This window comes from Streptomyces sp. DSM 42067 (assembly GCF_055792885.1).
Map to the genome: position 1 here is coordinate 2,380,337 of NZ_CM147706.1, position 22,573 is coordinate 2,402,909.

A 22,573-nucleotide genomic window follows, 5' to 3' on the forward strand; every position below is an offset into this window, starting at 1 on the left:
CCCCGGTCGACGCTCGCTGGCGAAGCTCTTGCGGTGAGCTCCATACGACCGGATGCCGGCCCCAACGGCGAAAGACCTGTCCGAGAGGCACCCGGGCCCGCCTCTGTCCCTCCCGCCTCTGTCCCTCCCGCCTCTGTCCCTGCTGCGTCCGTTTCTGCTGCGTCCGTTCCTGCTCCCGCTGCTCTCGTGCGGCGGGAGGTCGCAGGGCGAGCCGTCGCGGTGCTCGTTCTCGTGGCCGTCGCGGCGCTCGTGCCGCTTCTCGGCCCGTCGGCCACCCTGCACGGCACCGGGGAGGCCGCGGCGCCCGGGGTCGGCGGGATCGGAGTGCTGCGTATGGTCCTGTTCGCCGCCCTGTGTGTGCAGCTCGGTGAGGCGTTCACCGCGTGGCTGGCCCGGCGGGTGCCGGGGGCCCCGCAGGAGCCGTCTCCGCGCAATTGGGCGCCGTACGCGGCGGGTGCGGGATGTGTGGCGGCGCTGGGGCTCGCCTCGGTCGCGTCCACCGGAAACCTGATGCCGCAGCAGCTCTCCGACATGGACATCGGCGGGCTTTACCAGACCCGTGACGGTGCGGTGGCGCTGCTGGAGTTCAACGCCTTCCTCGTCGCCGGGCTGTGCGCACGCTCGCGCCGGCCCGCGACACAGCTGCTGCCGCTGGCCGCGATCATCGTCGCCGAGGCGCTGCGCGCCCACCCTCCGGCGGAGGACACCCCGCTCATCGGAGCCGGCCTGACCCTCGTCCATCTCACGTGCGCCGCCCTGTGGGCCGGCGGGCTGCTGCACGTGCTGCGCCGGATGCGGCTGTGGCGTCGGATCGCGCCCCAGGCCGGTGCGGCGCTTCTCGGGCTGTACGCGCGCGTGGCGATCGTTCTGCTCGCCGCGATCACGACGACGGGGCTGTGCAGCACCCTGCGGCGGATGCCGCCTTCCACGGTCCTCGACCAGCTGGTGACGACGGCCTACGGGCGCGCGCTGCTGGCGAAGGTCCTCCTCGTGGCCGTCGTCACCGCCCTCGCGTTGACCGCGAGGCGCCGCCTGGGGCGGTCGACCCCGGCCGACCGGTACAGCGCGTACGTCCCCGCGCGCGCGGAGGTGGCCGTACTGGGCCTGGTGGTGGCCGTGTCGGCGCTGCTCACGGCGTTGCCGTTGCCCATCCGCTGGTAGCTGCCGGGCACCGCCTGCCGTGGGCGTCGAGCACCCCGCGGGTGAGCAGGTACTGGGCCGCGAGATAGGTGCCCATGATCCACAGATCGGGGAGCGGAAGCTGCGGCCACTCGGCGACGCCGGTCGCGATGAGCGTGTCGGACAGCAGGAAGAGCGCTCCCCCGATGCCCGCCGCGAGCCCGAGCCGACCCGCTCCGTACGCCATGGCCGTCAGCAGCAGGCTGTACGCGGCGACGGGCCCGCGCAGCTCCTCCGGCAGATCCGGCCACAGCAGGGTGACGGTGCCGATGAGCACAACGCCGTATGCGACCGGGAGCCAGACGGCACGCGCGCGTGCGGCGCGGTTCGGCTCCGACTCCGGCTCCGCCGCCACCTCCAGCTCCGACTCCGACTCCGAGATCGCAGGCCGTTTGAACGGCACGAGCCTTGCGAAAGGCACGAGCCTCCCGAAAAGCACCAGGTAGCAGACGTGCCCCACCGCGAACGCCGCCATCCCGGCGAGGAACGCCGGATCGGCCTCGAACAGCAGCAGCGTGTCGCCTGCCCACCCGCACAGCAGCGCCCCGACCAGGAGCCGCGGCCCGCCTCGCGCGGCCGCATGGGCGGCGAGCAGCGGCATGAGCAGCGGCTTGACGACGGTGTGGACCACGTCGGCCCCGGCTGCCAGGGCGACGAGATCGGCGACCGCCGCGAGCGCGAAAGCCCACAACAGCGCGCGGGCGGCCCCCTCGCGGCGGCCGTTCACGCGGCGCCCTCCCCGACCGCAGCGCCATCCCCGACCGTCTGCTGTGCCGCCGCGGGCGGTACGGGCTCCGCCGGCTGCCACCCCGGTCCGCGGAACACGCGTCCCGCCCGCTCACGCCAACTACCCGCCGTGCGGAGGTCGTTGGCGATGGCGACGTACTCGTGCGTGGCCACGCGCAACGGGTTGTAGGTCGCGATGTTCTTGGTCAGCCCGTAGACGGGCCGCTCGGTCTCCGGTACGAAGCTGCCGAAAAGCCGGTCCCAGACGATCAGGATGCCGCCGAAGTTGCGGTCCAGGTAGCCGCCTTGGGAGGCGTGGTGGACACGGTGGTGCGACGGCGTGTTGAAGATGAACTCGAAGGCGCGGGGCAGCTTGCCGATGCGTTCGGTGTGGATCCAGAACTGGTACACGAGGTTCACCGACGAGCAGAACGCGAGCGCCGCCGGGTGCACGCCGAGCGCGATGACCGGCAGGTAGAAGGGCCAGACCGTCCATGACGTCCAGGGCTGCCGCAGCGCGGTCGTGAGATTGAACCTGCGGCTGGAGTGGTGGACGACGTGGCAGGCCCACAGGATCCGTACGACGTGGTGGCCGCGGTGCGACCAGTAGTAGAAGAAGTCCTGCGCGAGCAGCATCAGCGGGACCGTCCACCACAGCACGGGCACCCGCAGGGGCGTGAGCTCGTACACCGCCGTGTAGATCGCGACGATCGGGATCTTCCACAGGAAGTCGAAGACGAGACTGCCGAGCCCCATCGTGACACTGGTGGCGGCGTCCTTCGCCTCGTACCCGGCGGCGTCCTCGTCGGGATGGAGGCGGACACTCACCATCTCGACGACGGTGAGCAGGACGAAGGCCGGTATGGACCACAGCACGACATCGGGCAGGTTCGGCATGGGTGCACCGTAGAGGCCTGGGCGTGCGGCGACCAGACCTTGTTACCGACAAGTATTACCGGCGGTACGGCCCCACTTCTTGGTGGCTTCGGCCATTGATCTTCAGGTTGATCTCCGGCCGGCCCTCCCGGCACGGAGGCGGTCGTCCTCTCCGGCATGAAGCCGGTCGAGGCGCTCACCCGGCGCACCCGTGTGGGCCTCGCCGTGCGGAGTACCGCTGCCGGGCGTAGCGTCACTTTCGGGTGCCTGGTCGCTCACCCGGGGAAACTATCTTGCCCCCGGGTGAGCGATCGGCCATGTACAGGCCATCACCCTCACCAGACGCGGACCGATCCCCCGGGCGCGAACACCGGACTGGTGGCGTCCGCCGGCGGTTCCTTCAGGGTTTCGTCCAGCTCCTCCACGGTCGGGCCGACCCTCGCCGCGATCGGCTGGAGGAGGTCCAGGTCGAAGCCGTAGACGCGGGCCGCGTTGCCGCCCACCATCGCCGCGATCTCATCGCGCGGCAGACCCGCGTAAGCGATGCGCAGGCCCTCACGGGAGTACGGATACGTCCCTTCGTCGTGCGGGTAGTCGCTGCCCCACATGATCTTGTCAAGGCCGATGCGGTCGCGCAGCGGTACCTCGTGCGGGCGCATGAAGCTCGCGCCCACGAAGCAGTTCTCGCGCCAGACCTCGCTCGGGCCCTTGCCCATCGAAACCGCCAGGCCCGCACCGAACTTGGACTCAGCGGTGGACGCGCGCGTGGCCGCCGCCACCAGCCGTCCGTGGTAGTAGTCCAGCATGTCGAGCACACCCGGGATCCAGCCCGAGCCCTGCTCGGTGAGGACGAGTTTCAGCTCCGGGTGGCGGCGGAACGCTCCGCCGAACACCAGATGCCACAGCGCCCGGTGCGAGAACCACGTCGTCTCCACCATGAAGACGGCGCGGGCGGCCGGTTCGTCGCCGAGCGGCGGGGAGGCGGAGCCGGCGTGGTGGTTGACGGGTACGCCGAGCTCGGCGCAGGTCGCCCAGATCGGGTCGTACGCCGAGGAGTACAGCTCGGGCAGGCCCGATCCCGGTGGGGTGCCGGGCAGGAGCAGACCGCCCTTGAGGCCCGCGGCCGCCGCCCAGCGGATCTCCTTCACCGCCTCGTCGACGTCGCCCAGGAGGATCTGGAAGACGCCCGCGCGGCGTCCTGGCACGGCCGCGCAGAAGTCGGCGAGCCAGCGGTTGTGGGCGCGCAGGCCCGCCCAGCGCTGGTCGAACTCCTCGCGGGTCGGCGCGGGGGCCATCAGCGATGCGGACGGGAAGAACGGCGGGATGGTGTTGGGGAAGACGACCTCCGCGACGATGCCGTCCTGCTCCAGCTCGGCAAGGCGCCGGTCGGAGTTCCAGTTCTTGTCGGCGGAGTCGGCGAGCAGGTCCTCGTACGGATTGACGTAGGTGGCCGCCCAGGCGTCGAACGCGTCGTGGAGCCGGGATTCCAGGTACGGCTTGTAGTCGAGGAGGTCGGCGCCCGCGTGGCAGTCGGCGGAGATGACCGTGTAGCGGTCGGTCGTGGCCGTCTCGGAGTCTCGGTCGCTCGTGGCCGTCACGGGGACTCGGTCGGTCGTCGTCACGGTGTCACCCCCAGGGCCGGGAAGTCGTGATCGGTCAGCCAGTGGCGGCCCACCTCGCGTGAGCGCGCCCAGGACGCCTCGACGGCCGTCTGGTCTGCGGGCTGGCCCAGTTCGGCCGGTGTCGGGCCGATACGGCCGGCCAGCGGCGTCAGCTTCTCCACGTCGAAGCCGAAGACCTCGGCCGCCGCCAGGCCGAGCATCCGGCGGGTCTCCACGACGGGGATGTCGTGGAAGGTTTTCGCGAGCCACGCGCGCGTGTCGGGCCACGTCCCCTCGGGGTGCGGGAAGTCGCTGCCCCACAGGATGTTGTCGACACCGATCTCGTAGCGCTGGGCGAGTTCGCGGCGCTTGGTGTTGGTGGCGCAGACGAAGACCTGCCGGTCCAGGTACTCGTGCGGGGGCCGCTTCAGCTCGGCGAACGGCGAGAGCTTCTTGCCGCCGTGCGCGCCGAGGTAGAGGCGGTCCATGAACCACAGCAGGTTCGGCAGCCACCAGCAGCCCGACTCGGCAACGCCGAACTTCAGCCCGGGGTGCCGCTCGAAGACGCCCGACCAGAGCAGGAACCACAGCGGCCGGGCGGGCCACCAGGTCACCTCGCTCACATAGATGCCCAGGTGGTCGCCGTACTCGTGGCGCGGCGCCGCTCCCGAGTGGGTGACCACCGGCATCCCGCAGTCGGCCGCCGCCGCCCACACGGGGTCGTAACGGCGGTCGTGGTAGGGCGCCTTGTCGACCCACATGGACGGGATCATGAGGGCGCCGAGTCCGGACTCCTTGGCCCGGTGGATCTCGGCGACGACCTTGTCGGGCTCGGCTGTGACCGGTAGCAGGGCCACACCGCAGTGCCGCTCCGGGTTCTCGGAGACGAAGTCGGCGAGCCACCGGTTGTGGGCCTGCGCGCCCGCCATGCCCAGCTCGGGGTCCTGGTCGCCGGAGAGTCCGAGACCCACACCGAAGGGGGCGGCGGTCTGGCTGTCGACGGCGTCGGCGTCCGGGAAGACGACCTCCGCCGCCACACCGTCTCCGTCGAGTTCCTTGAGCCGCTGGGCGGTGTCCCAACCGCCGCGCAGTCCCTCCTCGTTGTCCTGGAACCACTTGTTCGCGAACGCCTCGTTCCGTATGCCCAGGCGCGTCGCCTCCTCGCGGCGCGCGTCCCGCCCGGCGAGGAAGTCGTCGAAGGCCCGGTGGAAGCGGGCGTCCAGATAGGGCCGGTACTCCTCGGTGGGGAGCCCGGCGTGGCAGTCGGAGGAGATGATCAGGTACGGGTCGTCGGACCGGTCCTGTGCGTCCTGTGCCTGTCGGGCCGGGTCTGCGTTCCCGTACGTGCCAGTGCCCGCGTCGGTCATGGCGGCTCCCTAGTCAGTCCAGGATGAAGCTCTCGAGATACGAGGGGTTGGCGCGGTCGAGCATGGACTGCGACCTCGCCCGGATCTGCTGATCGCTGTGCTCGCTCGCCGGCAGCAGCCAGAAGCGGTCGTCCCTGATGCCGTCGGCCACCAGGTCCGCCACGTCCTCGACCGGCGTGAACTGCACCTCCTGCCCCGCTTCCCGCATCGCCGTCTCCCACTGGTCGAGGCTGCGGTAGGGCGTCCTGCGGGGCTTCTGCTTGGCGTACCGGTCGGGCCTGTTGCGGTGCGACTCCCACAGGCCGGTGCGCAGCATGTGCGGGCCGGGGAAGAGGACCGAGGCCCCCACGCGCGCGTGCTCCGCCTTCAGATGCGCGTACAGCGACTCGGTCATCGTCACGACGGCTGCCTTGGTGACGGCGTACACGGAGGCGGTGGGCAGCGGGGCGATGCCGCCGTCACCCGACGACGTGTTGACGACGTGTCCCGGCTCGCCCGCCGCCAGCATGCGCGGCACGAACGCCTGGATGCCGTGGAAGACGCCCCACACGTTGACCGCGAAGGCCCACTTCCAGTCGTTCGGATCGTGCTCCCACATGCGGCCCTCGGCGCCCGAGCCGACGCCCGCGTTGTTGCACAGGACGTGGACGGCGCCGAAGGTCTCGTATGCCGCGTCCGCCAGGGCCATCACCTGCTCGCGCTCACCGACGTCGACCACACGCGCGTGCACCTGCGCCCCGTCCTCGCGCAGCCCCGCGGCCGCCTTCTCCAGGGCTCCCTCCTCCACGTCCGCGAGGAGCACCTTGAGGCCGTCCGCCGCGAACCTCCGCGCCATGGCCAGCCCGATACCGCTCGCCGCCCCCGTGACGACCGCGACCTGCCCTGCCCGCAGCTCCATCAGGCCCTCCTCCCCTGTGCCGACCCCTCCGGCGGGCCGTCGAGGACCTGCTGCGGATCGTCGTAGCGCTGATGGATGTACGGCAGCAGCGCCTGCGCGCTCACTCGCTCGGCGACCCTGCCCTTCTGGTCGCTGGTCTTCTCGCCGATGGTGATCTCGACCAGCCGGCGCACGGGCAGATCGGCGACGGGGTCGTACATCGACTCGCGCAGGACCACATCTCCCGTGATCTGCTCCAGCCTGCGCACCTTCTCGTTGCGCACGCAGTGCACCAGCACCGGATCGCCCTCGAGGCCCGAACCGTCCACCGCGGGAAGGAACTTGAAGTAGAAGTCCGTCTTCTGAGCGGGCTCCGGAACCGGCAGTTCCCCGCACACCGCTCCCCGCACCTCGACGAACGCGATGCCGTGCCGCGCCAGCGACGCCCGCACGACGAGGCCGTCCCGCTCGACCGTCACCTCGCCCAGCTTCTTCGGCTCGCCGAAGACCTCCCGGCCGCCGATGAGTGCCCGCTCGTGGGTCATCGGCATGACCAGCGGATACCAGCCCTCGACGCCGTCGTGCGCGGCGGCGACGGCGACCGAGCCCGCGCCCAGCGGATAGCCGGGAAGCTCGACCTTGCTGATGTTCGCCCGCACCAGAGGACGCCCGGTGGGCTTGAGGGGCGGCGGCAGCACGGCCGCCACCGCGTCGGGGTCGCTCTCCCAGACGGCCACCACGCCGGTGGACCAGATGTCGGGCAGTGCGGAGTTCGCGGTGCGCGCGGCGGCGATCTCCGCCTCGGTCCGCGCGCCGTACCGTACGCGTGCCATGGGGTACCACCCTTCGTCGACTCTGACGTGCCGGGGGCCCGGCGGCTCGGCCGCTGATGTCACCAGCCGGAAGGCAGCCGCCTGTAACACAGTTACAGCGACGCGCGATGAAGGTAAAGAGGCGTGCACGCCGACGACTTGGCCTGACGACTTGGCCGACCGGCGCGCCGGGGACTTGGGGGGGATTCATGCCGAGACCGTCACTCAGCCGCGACGAGATCCTGGACACCGCCGCGAACCTGGTGAAACAGCACGGCCCGGGCGCCCTGACGATGCGTAAGCTCGCGGCCGAACTCGGCACGGCGGTCACCTCGATCTACTGGCACGTGGGCAACCGAGAGTCCCTCCTCGACGCCCTCGTCGAGCGCACCGTCGCCGACCTCGGCGAGCTCCGCCCTACCGGCCGCACTCCGGCCCAACGCATCGTCTCCGTGGCCCTCGCCCTGCGCCGCAGGCTGCGCGACCACCCGCACCTCGTGGCGATGGTGCACGAACGCGGTCTGACCGAGCAGATGTTCCTGCCCGCGCAGGAGGTACTGGCGCGCGAGGCGCACGCGGCGGGCCTTCACGGTGCTCGGGCCGCCGAGGTGGTACGGGCCGTTCAGTTCCACGTCGTCGGCCACGTCCTCGTCGAGCGCAACCGCGAGCGCGCACCCGTGCAGCGGCCCGGCGAGGAGGAGCTGTGGGGTGCACGCACGGCGGACGACGATCCTGCGCTGGCACGCGCGCTGGCCGCGCCCATCGACACGGAGAAGGTGTTCACCACGTCCATACGGGCACTGGTGACCGGGCTGCTCGAAGCGCCGCCCCGCTGAGCCGGGACTGGAGCGACCGTCAATTGAGCCGCCGCCTAGTGCAAATGGGACAGATCCGGAGAACCGGGGGCGTCCGGGTCCGTCCACAGGCGAGCCGGGTCCGTCAACAGGGCGACGGGACACGCCCCGTCGAGGGCCGCTGGTGACGACCCGTACGAGGACTGTCAGTCAGGGCCCGTATCCTCAGTGACCATGCTCGAAGACCGCCACCGCACGACCGCAGCGCCCACGGCGCCATGGCCGGCCGCGTATCCGAAGGGGTACGCGGTCGTCGACGTGGAGACCACCGGCCTCGCCCGGGACGACCGGATAGTGTCGGCCGCCGTCTACCGGCTGGATGCGCGCGGCGAGGTCGAGGACCACTGGTACACGACGGTCAACCCCGAGCGCGACCCGGGACCCGTATGGATCCACGGTCTGACGAGTGACGTGCTGTCGGACTCACCTCTCTTCGGCGACATCGCCGAGCAGTTCGCGGACCGGCTCGCCGACCGCGTCCTCGTCGCGCACAACGCCGCCTTCGACTGGTCGATGATCGCCCGGGAGTACGCGCGCGCGGAGCGCACTGCTCCGGTGCGTCAGCGCCTGTGCACCATCGCGCTCTCCAAGGAGCTGGGCCTGCCTCTGCCCAACTACAAGCTGGAGACGCTGGCCTCGCACTTCGGCGTCGTACAGCAGCGCGCCCACCATGCGCTGGACGACGCGCGCGTGCTCGCCGAGGCGTTCCGGCCGAGCCTGCACGCCGCCGCGCGGGACGGGGTGCGGCTGCCGCTGCTGGAGTGCCGGCCGCTCACCGAGTGGGCGGACCGGCCGGCCACGCCCCGGATCGGCCGTCAGGCCTCGTACCAGCCGGGCGGTTGGCGGCCCTCGCGAAAGCGGCCGCCGTGCCCTTATCCCAACCCCGGGCGTTACGAACCGGGCAAGCCACTCAAACAGGGCATGCGTGTGGCGTTCTCGGGCGACACCTCCGTCGAGCGCGAGCTGCTCGAGGACCGGGCGGTCGAGGCCGGGCTGCACGTCGCGACGAGCCTGTCCCGGCTGACCAGCCTGCTCGTCACGAACGACCCGGACTCCGGCACCTCCAAGACCACGAAGGCGAAGCAGTTCGGCACGCCGGTCGTGGACGAGGCCGCCTTCGGGCAGCTCCTCCACGACGTCGCCCCGGCGTCGGACGGCTGATTGCCGGGCGACCGGGTGATTGCCGGGCGACTCGCCCCCGGATGGCTCGCCCCCTACGCCCCCGCACCCCACGCTGTGGCGCATGGCACGTTGTGAGGTCTGCGGAAACGACTACGGGATGTCGTTCGAGGTGCACGCGCAGGGCGCGGTGCACGTCTTCGACTGCTTCGCGTGCGCCATCCACCGCATGGCGCCCCTCTGTGAACACTGCCGGGTCCAGATCATCGGCCAGGGAGTCGAGGTCGACGGCCACTGGTTCTGCGGGGCGCACTGCTCCCGCGCGGAGGGGAAGGTGGGAATCGTCGACAAGGTGTGAGCCCGCGCTGGGGTACGTGGCCCCCTACGGGAGACCCTCCCGTAGGGGGCCGATCGGTGCCAGGTACCGTCAATGGGGTGTACCGCTTCCTGTTGTCCCGGCAGTGGGTGATCCTCACCCTTGTGACCCTGGCGCTCATCCCCACGATGATCCAACTGGGCTTCTGGCAGCTGCACCGGCACGAACACCGTGTCGCGCAGAACAAGCTGATCTCCGACGCGCTCTCCGCGAAGCCGGTGCCCGTGGAGCAGCTCACCTCGCCGGGTCACACCGTGCCCCACTCCGAGCTGTACCGGACGGTGACCGCGACCGGGACGTACGACACCGCCCACGAGGTCGTCGTGCGGCGCCGCACCAACTCCGACGACGAGGTCGGCTTCCACGTCCTGACGCCGTTCGTCCTCAAGGACGGCCGGGTACTCCTCGTCAACCGCGGCTGGATCCCCGCGAACGGTCCGCAGACGGCCTTCCCGAAGATCCCCGCACCCGAGAAGGGCGAGGTCACCGTCACCGGGCGGCTCATGGCCGACGAGACGACCGCCGAGAGCGGCATCAAGAACGTCCAGGGGCTGCCCGACCGGCAGATCATGCTGATCAACAGTGAGCAGGTGGCGAAGAGCCTCGGCGGCGGGCAGGTGCTCGGTGGCTATGTCGCGCAGGTGTCGCCCGAGCCCAAGGGGGACAGTCCCGAGCTGATCTCGGAGCCCGACCACAGCAGTATCGGGCCGCATATGGCTTATGCGATCCAGTGGTGGCTGTTCGCGGCCGGGGTGCCCGTCGGGTGGGTGGTTCTGGTTCGCCGTGAGCGGCGGGATCGGGCTGAGGCGGCCGCGGAGTCGACGGAGGCGCCGGAGCCGGCCGCCGTGTAGCGCCGCGGCCCCCTGCTGCGTACGGGCGATTTCCCCCACCCCGCCTCTTCCCGCAGCATCCGAGTTGCGGCTCCGCCGCGTGGCATGGGCTCCGCCCCTGGACCCCGCTGGGGGCTCCGCCCCCCAGACCCCCTGATCGCCCTAACGGGCTCGTCCTCAAGGGCCGGACGGGCTGAAGTGGCAACCCTGACGAGCCGGGGCACGTACGGACCGCGCGGCGGTGCGGGGCGGGCGCCGGCATCAGGGCATGGGAGGGGCGCCCGCCCCGCGGTCAGTGCGCCGTGCCGGCGTCAGCAGCAGCGGCCGGGGGCCTCGCATTCGCGCTGCGTGGTGCGCATCCGCTCGTACTCCCGGCGGGTCGGCACCGGTGCGTGCGGGTGGTGGCGACGGTGCCGCTCGCAGTAGCGGTCGTACTCCGTCTCGCCGGTCAGTTCCCGCGCGTACCAGAGCACGGTGTCCAGTACCTTCCGTACGCTCATGAGCCCGCCCCCACCAGCGTGTCGTTGCTGCGCTGCTCCGGAACGTCGATACGGGACGCGACGTACGGTGCCTCCGTCGTCGGGAGCGGCTCGGTGGCGCGGAGGGCGCGGACGCACACCACCGCGCAGTTGACCAGGACGATGAGAACCAGCAGCAGGAAGATCGCCATGATCACGCCGTCCACGGTGTTGTTGAGGACGATGGTGTGCATGTCGTCCATGTCCGTGGCGCCCGGCAGCAGTTTGCCGGCGTCGATCGCGTCCGCGTAGACGTCACGCTGGGCGAAGAAGCCGATCTTCGGGTTGTCGGAGAAGATCTTCTGCCAGCCGGCGGTGAAGGTGACGGCCACGTCCCAGACCAGCGGGATGCCGGTCACCCACGCCCAGCGCAGCTTGCCGGCCTTGATGAGCATGGTCGTGGTGACGGCGAGGGCGACGGCGGCCAGCAGCTGGTTGGCGATGCCGAACAGCGGGAACAGCTGCTTGATCCCGCCCAGCGGGTCGGTGACACCGGCGTAGAGGAAGTAGCCCCAGGCGCCCACGACCAGGGCGCTGGTGATCCAGATGCCCGGCTTCCAGGTGACCCGGCCGATCGGCTTCCAGACGTTGCCGAGCATGTCCTGGAGCATGAAGCGGCCCACCCGGGTGCCGGCGTCCACCGTGGTCAGGATGAACAGCGCCTCGAACATGATCGCGAAGTGGTACCAGAAGGCCTTCATCCCGGCGCCGCCGAACACACCGGCGAAGATCTCCGACATACCCACGGCCAGCGTGGGCGCGCCCCCGGAGCGGCCCACCAGCGTCTCCTCCTCAACGGCCTTGGCCGCCGCGGTGAGCTGGTCCGGGGTGACCGTGAAGCCGAGGTTCTTCACCGCCTCGGCGGCGGTGTCCACGGTCGGGCCGAGCAGCGCGGCCGGGGAGTTCATCGCGTAGAACAGGCCCGGTTCGAGCACGCAGGCGGCGATCAGGGCCATGACGGCGACGAAGGACTCCGTGAGCATGGAGCCGTAGCCGATCAGCCGGACCTGGGACTCCTTCTGGATCAGCTTCGGGGTGGTGCCGGAGGAGACGAGCGCATGGAAGCCGGACAGGGCGCCGCAGGCGATGGTGATGAACAGGAACGGGAACAGCGATCCGGCGAAGACCGGTCCTGCCCCGGTCGAGGCGAACTCGGTCACGGACTCGGCCTTGAGGGTCGGGGCGGCGATCACGACGCCGACGGCCATCAGGGCGATGGTGCCGACCTTCATGAAGGTCGACAGGTAGTCACGCGGGGCCAGCAGCATCCACACGGGGAGTACGGACGCGACGAAGCCGTAGCCGACCAGGCAGAAGACCAGGGTCTCGGGGCTCCAGATGAAGTACTCGGCCAGGGAGGAGTCCTGGATCCAGCCGCCGCCGAGGATGGCGAGCAGCAGCAGCGCCACACCGATGACGCTGGTCTCCACGACCCTGCCCGGCCTCAGGTAGCGCAGGTAGAAGCCCATGAAGAGGGCGATGGGGATGGTCATGGAGACCGAGAAGGTGCCCCAGGCGGACTCCGCCAGCGCGTTGACGACGACCATCGCCAGCACCGCGAGCAGGATGATCATGATGGCGAAGACACCGATCAGCGCGGCGGCACCGCCCACCCTGCCGATCTCGTCCCGGGCCATCTGGCCGAGGCTCTTGCCGTCCCGGCGCATGGAGAGGAACAGGACGACCATGTCCTGGACCGCGCCGCCGAAGATCACGCCCGCGATGATCCAGATGGTGCCCGGCAGATAGCCCATCTGCGCGGCCAGCACCGGGCCCACCAGCGGTCCGGCGCCGGCGATCGCCGCGAAGTGGTGGCCGAACAGCACCCGCTTGTCGGTGGGGTGGTAGTCGACCCCGTCCTCCAGCCGTTCGGCGGGAGTGGCGCGGGTGTCGTCGACCTGGAGGACCCGGCGGGCGATGAAGCGGGAGTAGAAGCGGTAGGCGATGGCGTACGAGCCGAGCGCGGCCATCACCAGCCAGACGGCGGAGATCTCCTCGCCCCGCGCGAGGGCGAGCACGCCCCACCCGATCGCGCCGACGATGGCGACGGCGGTCCACAGCAGGATCGCCTGCGGTGTCATACGGACGCGGGGCGAAGGAGAATGCGGCTCCGGGGACTCCGGGAGACCGGATTCGGGCATGGCGGACACAGGCATGGCGGCTCCTCACCTGGACGGTGATCGGTGATGGGGTGGTACGACGACCGGGGCGGGCCCGGATCAGGGTCGGCGGCGTTCGTTCCTCGTCAGCAGATGCGCGACGAGCAGGCAGAGGCCGCACCCCGGCACCCAGGCGAGCTGGTACCAGTAGAAGAACGGCATCCCCGCCAGCCGCGGGCTCGCACCGGCGTACCAGGGGACCCACAGCAGCCCGGCGGCAGGGGCGAGCAGCAGGACAGCGGCCGCGACGCTCCGTGTCCGGTGGTGACCGGTCCGTGCCATGACCTGCGCTCCTCTCCCGCTCGCTGTCGGTCTGTGCATAGAGTTGCGCACCCGCCCAAAGCGGTTGACAGCGAATTTCCAGAAGATTTCCGCCGGTTTTCTGTCATCGGAACCGGCCCCCCCGCGCAACTCCCCCGCGAGGGCCCAGGCACACCAAGGACGGTGACCCATGGCGGATGGCGCCATGACCGCGACGTTCCTCGCCGTCATCGGCGGGGCGTCGCTGCTGGCCGTCACCTCCCGCCGGCTCAACCCCAGCGACCGGCTGCCGTCCCTGGACGGCTGGGCGCTGGCCGACCGGGGGCTGGGGCCCGTGTGGACCTGGCTGCTGCTCGGCGGCACGATCTTCACCGCGTACACCTTCACGGCCGTGCCCGGCCTTGCGTACGGCAGCGGCGCACCGGCCTTCTTCGCGGTGCCCTACACGGTGATCGTCTGCCCGCTCGCCTTCCTGCTCCTCCCCCGGCTGTGGGCGGTGGCCCGCCGCCACGGCTATGTCACCGCCGCCGACTTCGTCCGCGGTCGCTACGGTTCACCGCCGCTGGCCCTGGTGGTCGCGCTGACCGGGATCCTCGCCACGATGCCGTATCTTGCGCTGCAGCTGCTGGGCATACGTGCGGTGCTCACCGCCGGCGGCCTCTATCCGCGGGGCGCCGCCGGCGATCTGGTGATGGTCGCGCTCTTCGCCGGGCTGGCCGTGGCGACGTACCGGCACGGCCTGCGCGCGCCCGCGGTCATCTCCGCCCTGAAGGCGGTCGCCGTCTTCGTCTCGCTCACCGCCGTCTGCTGGCTGGTCCTGAACCGGCTCGGCGGGCCCGGAGCGGTCTTCGACACCGCGGCACGCCGGCTCACCGAGGCGGGCGCGGGTCAGGACCCGCTGCTCCTGTCCCCCGAACAGCAGCCCGCCTACGCGACGCTCGCCCTGGGCTCCGCACTGGCCCTGCTGATGTACCCGCATGTGCTCACCGCCGGCTTCGCAGCGTCCGGCCCTGACACCCTGCGCAAGGTCTCCGTGGCGCTACCCGCCTGGACGGCCCTCCTCGCCCTCTTCGGCATGCTCGGCATCGCGGCCGTGGCGGCGGGGGTACGCGCCCCGGAGGGCGGCGCCGAGTCGGCCGTGCCGATGCTCGTCGACCGGCTCATGCCGGCTCCGCTCGCCGGTCTGGTGTTCGCCGCGATCACCGTGGGCGCGCTGGTCCCGGCCGCGGTGATGTCGATAGCGGCCGCGACCTCCTTCGTACGGAACGTCTACGTCGAGTACGTCCATCCGACGGCCACGCCCAAGCGGCAGGTGCGCATCGCCAAGGCGGTCTCGCTCACCGCGAAGGTGGGCGCGGTCGCCTTCGTCTTCGGCCTGCGCGACCAGGACGCGATCAACCTCCAACTGCTCGGCGGCGTATGGATCCTGCAGATCTTCCCCGCCGTGGCCGTCGGACTGTTCACCGGCCGCCTGCACCCCCGGGGCCTGCTCGCCGGGTGGGCCGTGGGCATGGCGGCCGGCACCGTCATGGTGGTGCGCGAGGGGTTCTCCTCCGTCGTGCCCTTCGGCCCCGCCGACCAGCCCTTCGAGATCTACGCCGGGCTTGTGGCCCTGCTGCTCAACCTGATCGTCGCCGTGGTCACCTCCGCGGCTCTCGAACGCCTCGGCGTCCCCCGCGGCGCCGACGCGACCGACCTACCGTCCCGTCTGATCCTCAGGCGGCGCCCCGAGACGGGAGCGAGCAACCCGTGAGACCCAGCGAGAACACCCCCGTCACGCTGCAGCAGCCGACACCGGCCACGACCTTGCCGGTCGGCGCCTCGTCCCCGGAGACGGCGCCTGCCGAGCCGCCCGCTCTGGCCCCCACGGTGGTCGATCCGGACGAACTGGAGCGGGAGGCCGCCCTTGCCCAACTGTTCGACGTGCACTACGCGTCGATGCTGCGCCTCGCCGTACTGCTCGGCGCCGACGATCCCGAGAACGTCGTGGCCGAGGCCTACTACCAGATCTACCGGAAGTGGCGCCGGCTGCGGGACGCCGAGGCGGCCGCGGCGTATCTGCGCTCCACGGTGTGCAATCTGACCCGTATGCGCATACGCCACCTCCAGGTCGCCCGCAAACACGTGGAGACGCCGCCGGCCGACGTCGTCGCCTCCGCCGAGAGCACCGCCCTCCTCCACGACGACCAGCGTGTGCTGATCAACGCACTCCAGCAACTGCCCGCCCGGCAGCGGGAAGCGCTCGTGCTGCGCCACTGGCTCGGTCTGAAGGAGAGCGAGATCGCCGCGGCGATGGGGATCTCCTGCGGCTCGGTCAAGACGCACACGGCACGCGGCATCGCCGCCCTGACCCAGGTGATGGAGGCCCGGCGATGAACGAGACCACCCCGGACCGGACGGAACCGGGCAGGACCGAACAAGAGCTGCGGGAAGCGCTGGCGGCGCTGGCAGGGGGTGTGCAGGCCGCCCCCGACGCCTACCGCACGGCCCGCGGGGACTGGCTGCGCCGCGAGCGCCGGCGGCGTCTCGTCCTCGCCGTCCTGATCGCCGTCGTCTTCGCCCTCGCCACGCTGATCGGCCTGTGGGTGCTCAACCAGGCCCCGTCCGACCCGAGCGTGATCTTCTCCGATGCCCGGGGCACGGTCACCCGGTCCGAGGGCGCACCCGGCTGACGCCATGTCAGCCGATCCTCCCCGCAACCAGCCCAGCCCCGATGCCGCCGTGCGGTCGGGGCGCGCTCCAGCCGGGTCCGGTCACCCGGCCAGACGCCCGTTCGGGTTGGCATCGGTCCCCGCCGGGAACCCGCCAGACGTGCACCGACCCATCGAGGACTACGCGCTGATCGGCGACCACCAGACGTCCGCTCTCGTGAGCAGGGACGGCTCCATCGACTGGCTGTGTCTGCCCCGCTTCGACTCGCCCGCCTGTTTCGCCGCGCTGCTCGGCGACGAGGAGAACGGGCACTGGCGTATCGCGCCGAAGGACGCGGGCCCCTGCACCCGCCGTGCGTACCGCCCGCGCACACTGGTCCTGGACTCGGTCTGGGAGACCGACAGCGGCACGGTCCGCGTCACCGATCTGATGCCGCAGCGCGACCGCTGCCCCGATGTCGTACGCGTCGTCGAGTGCCTCTCCGGCGAGGTCACGATGCGCAGCACCCTCCGGCTGCGCTTCGAGTACGGCTCGGTCATCCCGTGGATGCGCAGGTCCGACGGCCATCGCGTGGCTGTGGCGGGCCCCGACTCGATGTGGCTGCGCAGCGATCCCGAAGTGCGCACCTGGGGCAAGGACTTCGGCACGCACTCGGAGTTCACGGTCTCCGAGGGCGAGAAGGTGGCCTTCGTACTCACCTGGCATCCCTCCCACGAGCCGCGCCCACCGCAGTGCGAGCCGCACAAGGCGCTGGCGGACAGCCTCGAGGACTGGCAGGCCTGGGCGGACCGGTGCCGGTACAAGGGCCCGTACGCGGACGCGGTCATCCGCTCCCTTATCACCCTCAAGGCCCTCACGTACGCACCGACCGGCGGCATCGTCGCCGCGGCCACCACCTCGCTCCCCGAGGAGATCGGCGGCGTACGCAACTGGGACTACCGCTACTGCTGGCTGCGCGACTCGACGCTCACCCTGGGGGTGCTGCTGGCGGCCGGCTACCAGGAGGAGGCCAAGGCGTGGCGGGACTGGCTGCTCCGCGCGGTCGCGGGCAGCCCCGGCGACCTGCAGATCATGTACGGCCTGGCCGGCGAGCGCAGGATCCCGGAGTACGAACTGCCGTGGCTGCCGGGCTATGCGGACTCGGTCCCCGTGCGCATCGGCAACGAAGCGGTGCAGCAGCTGCAGCTCGACGTGTACGGCGAGGTCGTCGACTCGTTCATGCTGGCGCGCCAAGCGGGCCTGCCGGCCATGCCCCACGCGTGGCAGGTGCAGCGCCGCCTGCTGGAGTTCCTGGAGTCCGTCTGGCAGCAGCCGGACTCCGGGCTGTGGGAGGTCCGCGGCCCCCGCCGCCACTTCGTGCACTCCAAGATCATGGTGTGGGTCGCCGCCGACCGGACCGTACGCGCGCTGGAGGCGGACCCGAGGCTGCGTGGTGACATCAACCGCTGGCGCGCGATGCGGGACGCCGTGCACCGCGAGGTGTGCGAGCGCGGCTACGACCCGGACCGGAACACGTTCACGCAGTTCTACGGCTCCCGCGAACTGGACGCCGCGCTGCTGCTCATTCCGCGCGTCGGATTCCTGCCGCCTGAGGACCCTCGGGTGACCGGGACCATCGAAGCGGTACGCAAGGAGCTCAGCCACGACGGTTTTCTGCGCCGCTACAGCACGGATGACCAGACGGACATCGACGGACTGCCCGGCAGCGAGGGCGCGTTCCTCGCCTGCTCCTTCTGGCTTGCGGACGCCCTGCACCTGACGGGGCGCCCGCAGGAGGCCCGGGAGCTGTTCGAACGGCTGGTGGGGCTCTGCAACGATGTGGGCCTGCTCGCGGAGGAGTACGACCCCGTGAACCGCAGGCAGCTCGGGAACTTCCCGCAGGCGTTCAGCCATATCGGCCTGGTGGGGGCCGCTTTCACCCTGTTCGGGACGGAGGAGGCAGGATAGGGCCATGGATCTTGGACTGAAGGACCGTGTCTACGTCGTCACCGGAGCCACCCGGGGCCTGGGCAACGCGGCGGCGCGCGAGCTCGTCGCGGACGGCGCGAAGGTCGTCATCACCGGCCGGGACGAGAAGCGCGTCGCCGATGCCGCCGCCGACCTGGGCCCGAACGCCGTCGGTGTGGCCGCCGACAACGCGGACTCCGCCTCCGCCGGACGCCTCGTGGCGGCCGCGCACGAGCACTTCGGGGGCTTCGACGGCGTACTGATCAGCGTCGGCGGACCGGCTCCCGGTTCCGCCGCCGACAACACCGACGAGCAGTGGCAGGCGGCGTTCGAGTCCGTCTTCCTCGGGGCGGTGCGACTGGCCCGGGCGGCCGCGGCGGAGCTCGGCGAGGGCGGCGTCATCGGCTTCGTGCTCTCCGGTTCGGTGCACGAGCCGATCCCGGGGCTGACGATCTCCAACGGCCTGCGCCCCGGGCTCGCGGGCTTCGCCAAGTCGCTCGCCAACGAGCTCGGCCCCCGCGGCATCCGCGTCATAGGCCTGCTGCCGTCCCGTATCGACACAGACCGCGTCCGGGAGCTGGACGCCCTCTCCCCCGACCCGGAGGCCGCCCGCGCGGCCAACGAGGCGAACATCCCCCTGCGCCGCTACGGCACCCCGGAGGAGTTCGGCCGCACGGCGGCGTTCCTGCTGTCGCCGGCGGCGTCGTATCTGACGGGGATCATGCTGCCGGTGGACGGCGGAGCACGGCACGGGTTCTGACACACGCGCTTTCTGGGGCTCGGTTCGCGTCCGGAGCGGCAAAGCCCGGCTCAATCGTCACAGTGGTACGGAGTGCCGAGGGGCTTCTCACGTGACCCGCTCCGCGCGGTGCCTGACCGCGCGGAGCTGGACCTCGGCGGGCAGCCGGTCCAGCCCCGCCGAGCCGCGCGCGTGCGCCAGCGCCTCGCCTGCGAGCCTCCGCAGCGCTTCGCCGGGCGCGGCGAACGGCTCCAGCACCAGCCGCACCCGCGCCTCGGGCGCGCTGCGCCGCCCGGTCAGGGTGGCGTGCGCCCGCTCGACCCCGTCGAGCGCCCCGGCCTCGCTCGCCAGGACGGACTCCAGGGCCTTGCCCCGCAGCAGCGCCCCCTCGCCGTCGCCGGTGTCGACCAGCACCTCGGCCAGCCGGCGCCGGCGCAGCTGGACCGACAGCCACCACAGCGCGAGCAGCACCGACACCGCGAGCACGGCGATAACGGTGGGCCACCACCAGCCTTCGTCCCGCCATCTGGTCTGGTCGGCTTCGCTCAGCAGCACGTCGCGCTTCCCGTCGTGGATCCACCACGACGGCGGGGTGACGCCGAGACCGACGGCGAGGACCGAACCGCCCAGCACGAGCAGCGCGAGACCGGCGATCCCCAGCAGCACGCGGTTGACCGTCCCCAGCACGGCACTCACCCCTTCTTACCGGGCCGGCGGACGTGCACGGAGAGGGCGGGCGCCCTGCCGAGCCCCAGCTCCCTGATGCCGTCCGCGAGTACGGTGTCCAAGTCGCCCCGTACCTCGTCGAGTTCACGGAAGTGCGACACCGCGCGGACGTCGACCTTCCTGCGCCTCATCCGCACCCGAGCCGACTGCACCCCGGAGACCTCCATGGCCCGGTCGCGCAGCACCATGGCGGCGGCGTCGCGGTGCAGTCCGGACCGTACGTCCGGGTGCACACGCCGCATGGGCAGGACCGCCCTCCGGCCCGGTGTGGTGGCGAGCACCAGCAGCCACAGGCCGAGGGCCGCGGCCACCCCGGCGCCGATCAGCACCCAGAGGTTGTCGAGGGGACGCTGGGCGAGCTCGCGGGCGAGGGTTCTGCGCCACTGCATCGCGGGCCGGTCCGCGCGCACGGCCGCGATGTCGTACAGCATCAGCCCCGCACCGGCGAAGACCAGCAGCGCGAGCAGCGCCGCGGGGATGCGGCGGGCCGACCAGAAGCGTCGTGGCCTGCCGTCGTCGCCCTCGGCGGTGGGCAGCGGCTCGTACGCGGCCGCGGATGCGGACTGGTCGAGGTCGCTCGGCGTCGCGCCGGGCTCCCGCTCCACGACCGGAAGACGCTGGGTGCTACCGCTGGCGGAGCCCGACGGGCCCTGGGACTCGCTCACCGTGTCCTCCCCTGTGCGGCGTGTGCCGAGTGCAGCCGCTCCACCTGGACGGCCACCTCGGGCACCTCCATCCCCGCCAACGTTTTTACCCGCTCGGCGACGCGCCGACGCACGGCGCCGCACTGGCGTCCGATGTCGGACGGATAGTCGAGCTCGAGGCTGATCCGGACGCGGGCGCTCCGGACGCGGCCGGTCTCCTGGTGCACGGTGACCGTCGCATGCGGCGGCTCACCGCCCTCGGGAACGGCGTCCAGCGCCTCACGTGCCGCCCACGCGGCGATCTTGGCGACGACCCGGTCGGCGATCCGGGTCGCGCCGCGCTCTGCAGGCTCGACGGACTGACCGGGCAACGACGTCACCGCCGCCGTTCGCCGCGGGTACGGAAGAATTCACCGGGTTCCAGGTCCCCCTCCGCGAATCGCCCGGCGACGAATCCGACAGCGCCGAGCGCCGCCACCAGGAGGAAGGCTCCGAAACCGCCGAAGTATCCGGCGAACCCCAGCGCCATTCCGGCGATCAAGCCGATCATGGCCATGTTCATTGTGCGCTCCTCTGCGAGAGCCTCGAGAGCGTGCGGCAGCGGGGGACGCCCGCGTCGACGGCGGGCGTCGCTCACTGACCAGGAACGCTCGCTACTGCAGCCTCGTCTCGGGCTCTTCTTCCTCTTCCTCCGGGAGCTTCACATCGCTGACGGCGATGTTGACCTCCACAACCTCAAGCCCCGTCATGCGCTCGACAGCCGCGATCACGTTCTCCCGTACGTCGCGGGCGACGTCCTCGATCGACACGCCGTAGACGACGACGATCTCCAGGTCGAGCGCCGTCTGCACCTCGCCGACCTCTGCCTTCACCCCGCGCGTGACGGACTTGTCACCGCCGCCGGGCACCCGCTCACGCATGGCGCCGAAGGTACGGGAGAGACCGCTGCCCATGGCATGCACGCCGAAGACGTCGCGCGCCGCGAGCCCTGCGATCTTCTCGACGACGCCGTCGGCGATGGTCGTACGTCCCCGGGTGCCGGGGTCGCCGCCCCCGCGCCGCACCGGGCCGCCCGTCCTGCCCCGCTCGTCCGGCGATGCCTTCTCGCGAGGCTCCGGGCCTTTCTGGTGTGTCGTCTCAGTCATCGCCGCTCATCCTTTTAGGAACCTTTTGGGAGGGGATGTACTCCTTTGTCTACACTAAGCGCGGTTTCCCTACTGCGCGCCAGAGATGCGGCAGGCTGGAGCAATGACGGCGGACCGATGGACACAGGCGGTGCGGCGGCAGCTGGGCCTGGGCAGACTGCTGCCCCTCGGTGGGCCGCGCGACGGGGCTTGGCTGGCTGAATCGGCGGCGGACTCCGTACTGCGCGCGGCGGCGGACGAACATCCGGGCATCCACCTCGGCGTCCTCCGCATCGCACCGGCCGACCCCGACGCCGGACAGACACCGGCCGTACCGCCGCCCCCGAGCGCCCTGCCGCCCGGCCCGCTCCGTATCACGGCGGAGTTCGCCGCGGCACCGACCGATCCCCTCCCGACCACGGCCGACCGTCTGCGCGCGACGTTGTTCACCACGGCAACAGAGGCGATCGGCCTGACCGTCACGGAAGTGGACCTACGGGTGACGACGCTCCTCGACGCGGAACCATTTTCGGGTGCCGCCGGGGGGCGGGCCAAGGAGTCGGGCCAACCTTCGGGTGCCGCCGAGGGGCAGGCCACGGAGTCGGGCCAGCCTTCAGGTGCCGCCGAGGGGCAGGCCGCCGAGGCGGCGGAGACGTCGGATGCCGGCGGTGACGAGGCCCAGGTGGCTGCGGCGGTGCTGGCCGTGCCCGGTGTGGTCCGGCTGACGGGCACGCTCGGCGGCCGCGGGCGCGCGGTCCATATCGACGAGCACCCGAGGGCGACGTCCGGGGCGGTCCTGCCGCGCCGGCACGTACGCGTGGAGCTGGCGGCGTCACGCGACCACCGCACCCTGGACGTGGCGGTCGCGGTCCGCGCGGCCGTCAGCGAGGCCCTGCCGAACCACCCCACGGTTGCGGTACTGGTGACAGAACTGACGTGACCACAGGCAGGGGTACCGACGCACCAAGCACCGAGGATTCTCGGCCCTCACCAGCGACAGCCTGACCCACCCGAAGCCCGGCACTCGCCGCCCGCCGGTCCCACCGGCGGGCAGGCGCCGCACCGGGGAGGCGCCGAGGACACGGAGCCGCCACCGGCGAGGGGCCACACCCACCAACAGCCAAGTACGCGCCGCCAACCCCGCGGCAGGCAGACGGCACTACGAGCAGACCCGCACAGGGAGGAC

The 22,573-nt window shown here is 71.5% G+C and carries 25 protein-coding genes; 11 read left to right on the forward strand and 14 right to left on the reverse strand.

Annotated elements, in window-relative coordinates:
- Window positions 1-186: 186 nt before the first annotated feature.
- The gene (locus tag ACSMXV_RS11190; RefSeq protein ID WP_473177500.1) at window positions 187-1,161 is read left to right on the forward strand and encodes a CopD family protein; all 975 of its coding nucleotides are present in this window, start codon (window positions 187-189) and stop codon (window positions 1,159-1,161) included.
- Here ACSMXV_RS11190 and ACSMXV_RS11195 read toward each other — a convergent pair.
- The 6 genes from ACSMXV_RS11195 to ACSMXV_RS11220 all read right to left on the reverse strand — a co-directional run bounded on the left by ACSMXV_RS11195 (window position 1,130) and on the right by ACSMXV_RS11220 (window position 7,459).
- A complete protein-coding gene (locus ACSMXV_RS11195; protein ID WP_473177501.1) occupies window positions 1,130-1,906 on the reverse strand; it encodes a lysoplasmalogenase in 777 nt (258 codons plus the stop codon). The two genes, ACSMXV_RS11190 and ACSMXV_RS11195, sit on opposite strands and share 32 nt — an antisense overlap.
- Entirely contained in the window at window positions 1,903-2,802 is a 900-nt protein-coding gene (locus ACSMXV_RS11200) for a sterol desaturase family protein (RefSeq protein ID WP_473177502.1), read from the reverse strand. The genes ACSMXV_RS11195 and ACSMXV_RS11200 overlap by 4 nt, the downstream gene beginning before the upstream one ends.
- A gap of 314 nt (window positions 2,803-3,116) precedes the next feature.
- Window positions 3,117-4,379, reverse strand: a complete 1,263-nt coding sequence (locus ACSMXV_RS11205; RefSeq protein ID WP_473178891.1) for an amidohydrolase family protein — start codon at window positions 4,377-4,379, stop codon at window positions 3,117-3,119.
- Window positions 4,380-4,399: 20 nt separating this feature from the next.
- The gene (locus ACSMXV_RS11210; protein ID WP_473177503.1) at window positions 4,400-5,749 is read right to left on the reverse strand and encodes an amidohydrolase family protein; all 1,350 of its coding nucleotides are present in this window, start codon (window positions 5,747-5,749) and stop codon (window positions 4,400-4,402) included.
- Window positions 5,750-5,762: 13 nt separating this feature from the next.
- Window positions 5,763-6,647 carry an SDR family NAD(P)-dependent oxidoreductase gene (locus ACSMXV_RS11215; RefSeq protein WP_473177504.1) on the reverse strand — a complete coding sequence of 295 codons (885 nt, stop codon included), beginning with the start codon at window positions 6,645-6,647 and terminating at the stop codon, window positions 5,763-5,765.
- The gene (locus tag ACSMXV_RS11220) at window positions 6,647-7,459 is read right to left on the reverse strand and encodes an acetoacetate decarboxylase family protein (protein WP_473177505.1); all 813 of its coding nucleotides are present in this window, start codon (window positions 7,457-7,459) and stop codon (window positions 6,647-6,649) included. The genes ACSMXV_RS11215 and ACSMXV_RS11220 overlap by 1 nt, the downstream gene beginning before the upstream one ends.
- Window positions 7,460-7,647: 188 nt before the next feature.
- Between ACSMXV_RS11220 and ACSMXV_RS11225 the strand changes: the two genes are divergently transcribed.
- From ACSMXV_RS11225 to ACSMXV_RS11240, 4 genes are all read left to right on the forward strand, one after another.
- Entirely contained in the window at window positions 7,648-8,274 is a 627-nt protein-coding gene (locus ACSMXV_RS11225; protein WP_473177506.1) for a TetR/AcrR family transcriptional regulator, read from the forward strand.
- A 192-nt stretch (window positions 8,275-8,466) separates the two neighbouring features.
- The gene (locus ACSMXV_RS11230) at window positions 8,467-9,453 is read left to right on the forward strand and encodes a DEDDh family exonuclease (RefSeq protein ID WP_473177507.1); all 987 of its coding nucleotides are present in this window, start codon (window positions 8,467-8,469) and stop codon (window positions 9,451-9,453) included.
- Window positions 9,454-9,535: 82 nt separating this feature from the next.
- Complete coding sequence (locus ACSMXV_RS11235; protein WP_181659364.1) at window positions 9,536-9,769, forward strand: hypothetical protein; 234 nt, start codon at window positions 9,536-9,538, stop codon at window positions 9,767-9,769.
- A 77-nt stretch (window positions 9,770-9,846) separates the two neighbouring features.
- Window positions 9,847-10,638: an SURF1 family cytochrome oxidase biogenesis protein gene (locus ACSMXV_RS11240; protein WP_473177508.1), complete on the forward strand. Its 792-nt coding sequence runs from the start codon at window positions 9,847-9,849 to the stop codon at window positions 10,636-10,638.
- A gap of 290 nt (window positions 10,639-10,928) precedes the next feature.
- Here the strand turns inward: ACSMXV_RS11240 and ACSMXV_RS11245 are convergent, their stop codons facing one another.
- The 3 genes from ACSMXV_RS11245 to ACSMXV_RS11255 form a co-directional block, all read right to left on the reverse strand.
- A complete protein-coding gene (locus ACSMXV_RS11245; protein ID WP_473177509.1) occupies window positions 10,929-11,117 on the reverse strand; it encodes a YbdD/YjiX family protein in 189 nt (62 codons plus the stop codon).
- Window positions 11,114-13,291, reverse strand: a complete 2,178-nt coding sequence (locus ACSMXV_RS11250) for a carbon starvation CstA family protein (protein WP_473177510.1) — start codon at window positions 13,289-13,291, stop codon at window positions 11,114-11,116. The genes ACSMXV_RS11245 and ACSMXV_RS11250 overlap by 4 nt, the downstream gene beginning before the upstream one ends.
- Before the next feature lie 63 nt (window positions 13,292-13,354).
- Entirely contained in the window at window positions 13,355-13,576 is a 222-nt protein-coding gene (locus ACSMXV_RS11255) for a DUF3311 domain-containing protein (RefSeq protein WP_473177511.1), read from the reverse strand.
- 169 nt (window positions 13,577-13,745) lie between these two features.
- Here ACSMXV_RS11255 and ACSMXV_RS11260 point away from each other — a divergent pair, with 169 nt between their 5' ends.
- The 5 genes from ACSMXV_RS11260 to ACSMXV_RS11280 all read left to right on the forward strand — a co-directional run bounded on the left by ACSMXV_RS11260 (window position 13,746) and on the right by ACSMXV_RS11280 (window position 18,914).
- Complete coding sequence (locus ACSMXV_RS11260) at window positions 13,746-15,308, forward strand: sodium:solute symporter family protein (RefSeq protein WP_473177512.1); 1,563 nt, start codon at window positions 13,746-13,748, stop codon at window positions 15,306-15,308.
- A gap of 53 nt (window positions 15,309-15,361) precedes the next feature.
- A complete protein-coding gene (locus ACSMXV_RS11265; protein WP_473178892.1) occupies window positions 15,362-15,931 on the forward strand; it encodes a SigE family RNA polymerase sigma factor in 570 nt (189 codons plus the stop codon).
- Window positions 15,928-16,227 (forward strand): hypothetical protein, encoded by a 300-nt coding sequence (locus ACSMXV_RS11270; RefSeq protein ID WP_473177513.1) that lies wholly within the window; start codon window positions 15,928-15,930, stop codon window positions 16,225-16,227. Before ACSMXV_RS11265 ends, ACSMXV_RS11270 begins: the two co-directional genes overlap by 4 nt.
- A gap of 139 nt (window positions 16,228-16,366) precedes the next feature.
- Complete coding sequence (locus tag ACSMXV_RS11275; protein WP_473177514.1) at window positions 16,367-18,154, forward strand: glycoside hydrolase family 15 protein; 1,788 nt, start codon at window positions 16,367-16,369, stop codon at window positions 18,152-18,154.
- Window positions 18,155-18,158: 4 nt separating this feature from the next.
- Window positions 18,159-18,914, forward strand: coding sequence for an SDR family oxidoreductase (locus tag ACSMXV_RS11280; RefSeq protein ID WP_473177515.1), 756 nt, complete (start codon window positions 18,159-18,161; stop codon window positions 18,912-18,914).
- 87 nt (window positions 18,915-19,001) lie between these two features.
- Here ACSMXV_RS11280 and amaP read toward each other — a convergent pair whose 3' ends face one another.
- From amaP to ACSMXV_RS11305, 5 genes are all read right to left on the reverse strand, one after another.
- Window positions 19,002-19,589 carry an alkaline shock response membrane anchor protein AmaP gene (gene amaP, locus ACSMXV_RS11285; protein ID WP_473177516.1) on the reverse strand — a complete coding sequence of 196 codons (588 nt, stop codon included), beginning with the start codon at window positions 19,587-19,589 and terminating at the stop codon, window positions 19,002-19,004.
- Window positions 19,586-20,284, reverse strand: coding sequence for a DUF6286 domain-containing protein (locus ACSMXV_RS11290; RefSeq protein WP_473177517.1), 699 nt, complete (start codon window positions 20,282-20,284; stop codon window positions 19,586-19,588). The genes amaP and ACSMXV_RS11290 overlap by 4 nt, the downstream gene beginning before the upstream one ends.
- On the reverse strand, window positions 20,281-20,643 hold the full coding sequence (locus ACSMXV_RS11295) for an Asp23/Gls24 family envelope stress response protein (RefSeq protein WP_473177518.1): 363 nt from the start codon (window positions 20,641-20,643) through the stop codon (window positions 20,281-20,283). Before ACSMXV_RS11295 ends, ACSMXV_RS11290 begins: the two co-directional genes overlap by 4 nt.
- Window positions 20,640-20,825, reverse strand: coding sequence for a hypothetical protein (locus ACSMXV_RS11300; RefSeq protein WP_181659357.1), 186 nt, complete (start codon window positions 20,823-20,825; stop codon window positions 20,640-20,642). Before ACSMXV_RS11300 ends, ACSMXV_RS11295 begins: the two co-directional genes overlap by 4 nt.
- 91 nt (window positions 20,826-20,916) lie before the next feature.
- Complete coding sequence (locus ACSMXV_RS11305) at window positions 20,917-21,408, reverse strand: Asp23/Gls24 family envelope stress response protein (RefSeq protein WP_473177519.1); 492 nt, start codon at window positions 21,406-21,408, stop codon at window positions 20,917-20,919.
- Between the two features lie 103 nt (window positions 21,409-21,511).
- On the opposite strand from ACSMXV_RS11305, the gene ACSMXV_RS11310 reads away from it, so the two are divergent.
- On the forward strand, window positions 21,512-22,327 hold the full coding sequence (locus ACSMXV_RS11310) for a nucleopolyhedrovirus P10 family protein (RefSeq protein ID WP_473177520.1): 816 nt from the start codon (window positions 21,512-21,514) through the stop codon (window positions 22,325-22,327).
- The last annotated feature ends 246 nt before the right edge of the window (window positions 22,328-22,573 follow it).

What these genes read in the sequence shown, in the direction of transcription:
- ACSMXV_RS11200 (WP_473177502.1), bottom strand. Translation starts at nt 2,802, where the DNA reads ATGCCGAACCTGCCCGATGTCGTGCTGTGGTCCATACCGGCCTTCGTC.
- ACSMXV_RS11210 (WP_473177503.1), bottom strand. Translation starts at nt 5,749, where the DNA reads ATGACCGACGCGGGCACTGGCACGTACGGGAACGCAGACCCGGCCCGA.
- ACSMXV_RS11215 (WP_473177504.1), bottom strand. Translation starts at nt 6,647, where the DNA reads ATGGAGCTGCGGGCAGGGCAGGTCGCGGTCGTCACGGGGGCGGCGAGC.
- ACSMXV_RS11220 (WP_473177505.1), bottom strand. Translation starts at nt 7,459, where the DNA reads ATGGCACGCGTACGGTACGGCGCGCGGACCGAGGCGGAGATCGCCGCC.
- ACSMXV_RS11225 (WP_473177506.1), top strand. Translation starts at nt 7,648, where the DNA reads ATGCCGAGACCGTCACTCAGCCGCGACGAGATCCTGGACACCGCCGCG.
- ACSMXV_RS11230 (WP_473177507.1), top strand. Translation starts at nt 8,467, where the DNA reads ATGCTCGAAGACCGCCACCGCACGACCGCAGCGCCCACGGCGCCATGG.
- ACSMXV_RS11235 (WP_181659364.1), top strand. Translation starts at nt 9,536, where the DNA reads ATGGCACGTTGTGAGGTCTGCGGAAACGACTACGGGATGTCGTTCGAG.
- ACSMXV_RS11245 (WP_473177509.1), bottom strand. Translation starts at nt 11,117, where the DNA reads ATGAGCGTACGGAAGGTACTGGACACCGTGCTCTGGTACGCGCGGGAA.
- ACSMXV_RS11250 (WP_473177510.1), bottom strand. Translation starts at nt 13,291, where the DNA reads ATGCCTGTGTCCGCCATGCCCGAATCCGGTCTCCCGGAGTCCCCGGAG.
- ACSMXV_RS11255 (WP_473177511.1), bottom strand. Translation starts at nt 13,576, where the DNA reads ATGGCACGGACCGGTCACCACCGGACACGGAGCGTCGCGGCCGCTGTC.
- ACSMXV_RS11260 (WP_473177512.1), top strand. Translation starts at nt 13,746, where the DNA reads ATGGCGGATGGCGCCATGACCGCGACGTTCCTCGCCGTCATCGGCGGG.
- ACSMXV_RS11270 (WP_473177513.1), top strand. Translation starts at nt 15,928, where the DNA reads ATGAACGAGACCACCCCGGACCGGACGGAACCGGGCAGGACCGAACAA.
- ACSMXV_RS11280 (WP_473177515.1), top strand. Translation starts at nt 18,159, where the DNA reads ATGGATCTTGGACTGAAGGACCGTGTCTACGTCGTCACCGGAGCCACC.
- ACSMXV_RS11300 (WP_181659357.1), bottom strand. Translation starts at nt 20,825, where the DNA reads ATGAACATGGCCATGATCGGCTTGATCGCCGGAATGGCGCTGGGGTTC.
- ACSMXV_RS11305 (WP_473177519.1), bottom strand. Translation starts at nt 21,408, where the DNA reads ATGACTGAGACGACACACCAGAAAGGCCCGGAGCCTCGCGAGAAGGCA.
- ACSMXV_RS11310 (WP_473177520.1), top strand. Translation starts at nt 21,512, where the DNA reads ATGACGGCGGACCGATGGACACAGGCGGTGCGGCGGCAGCTGGGCCTG.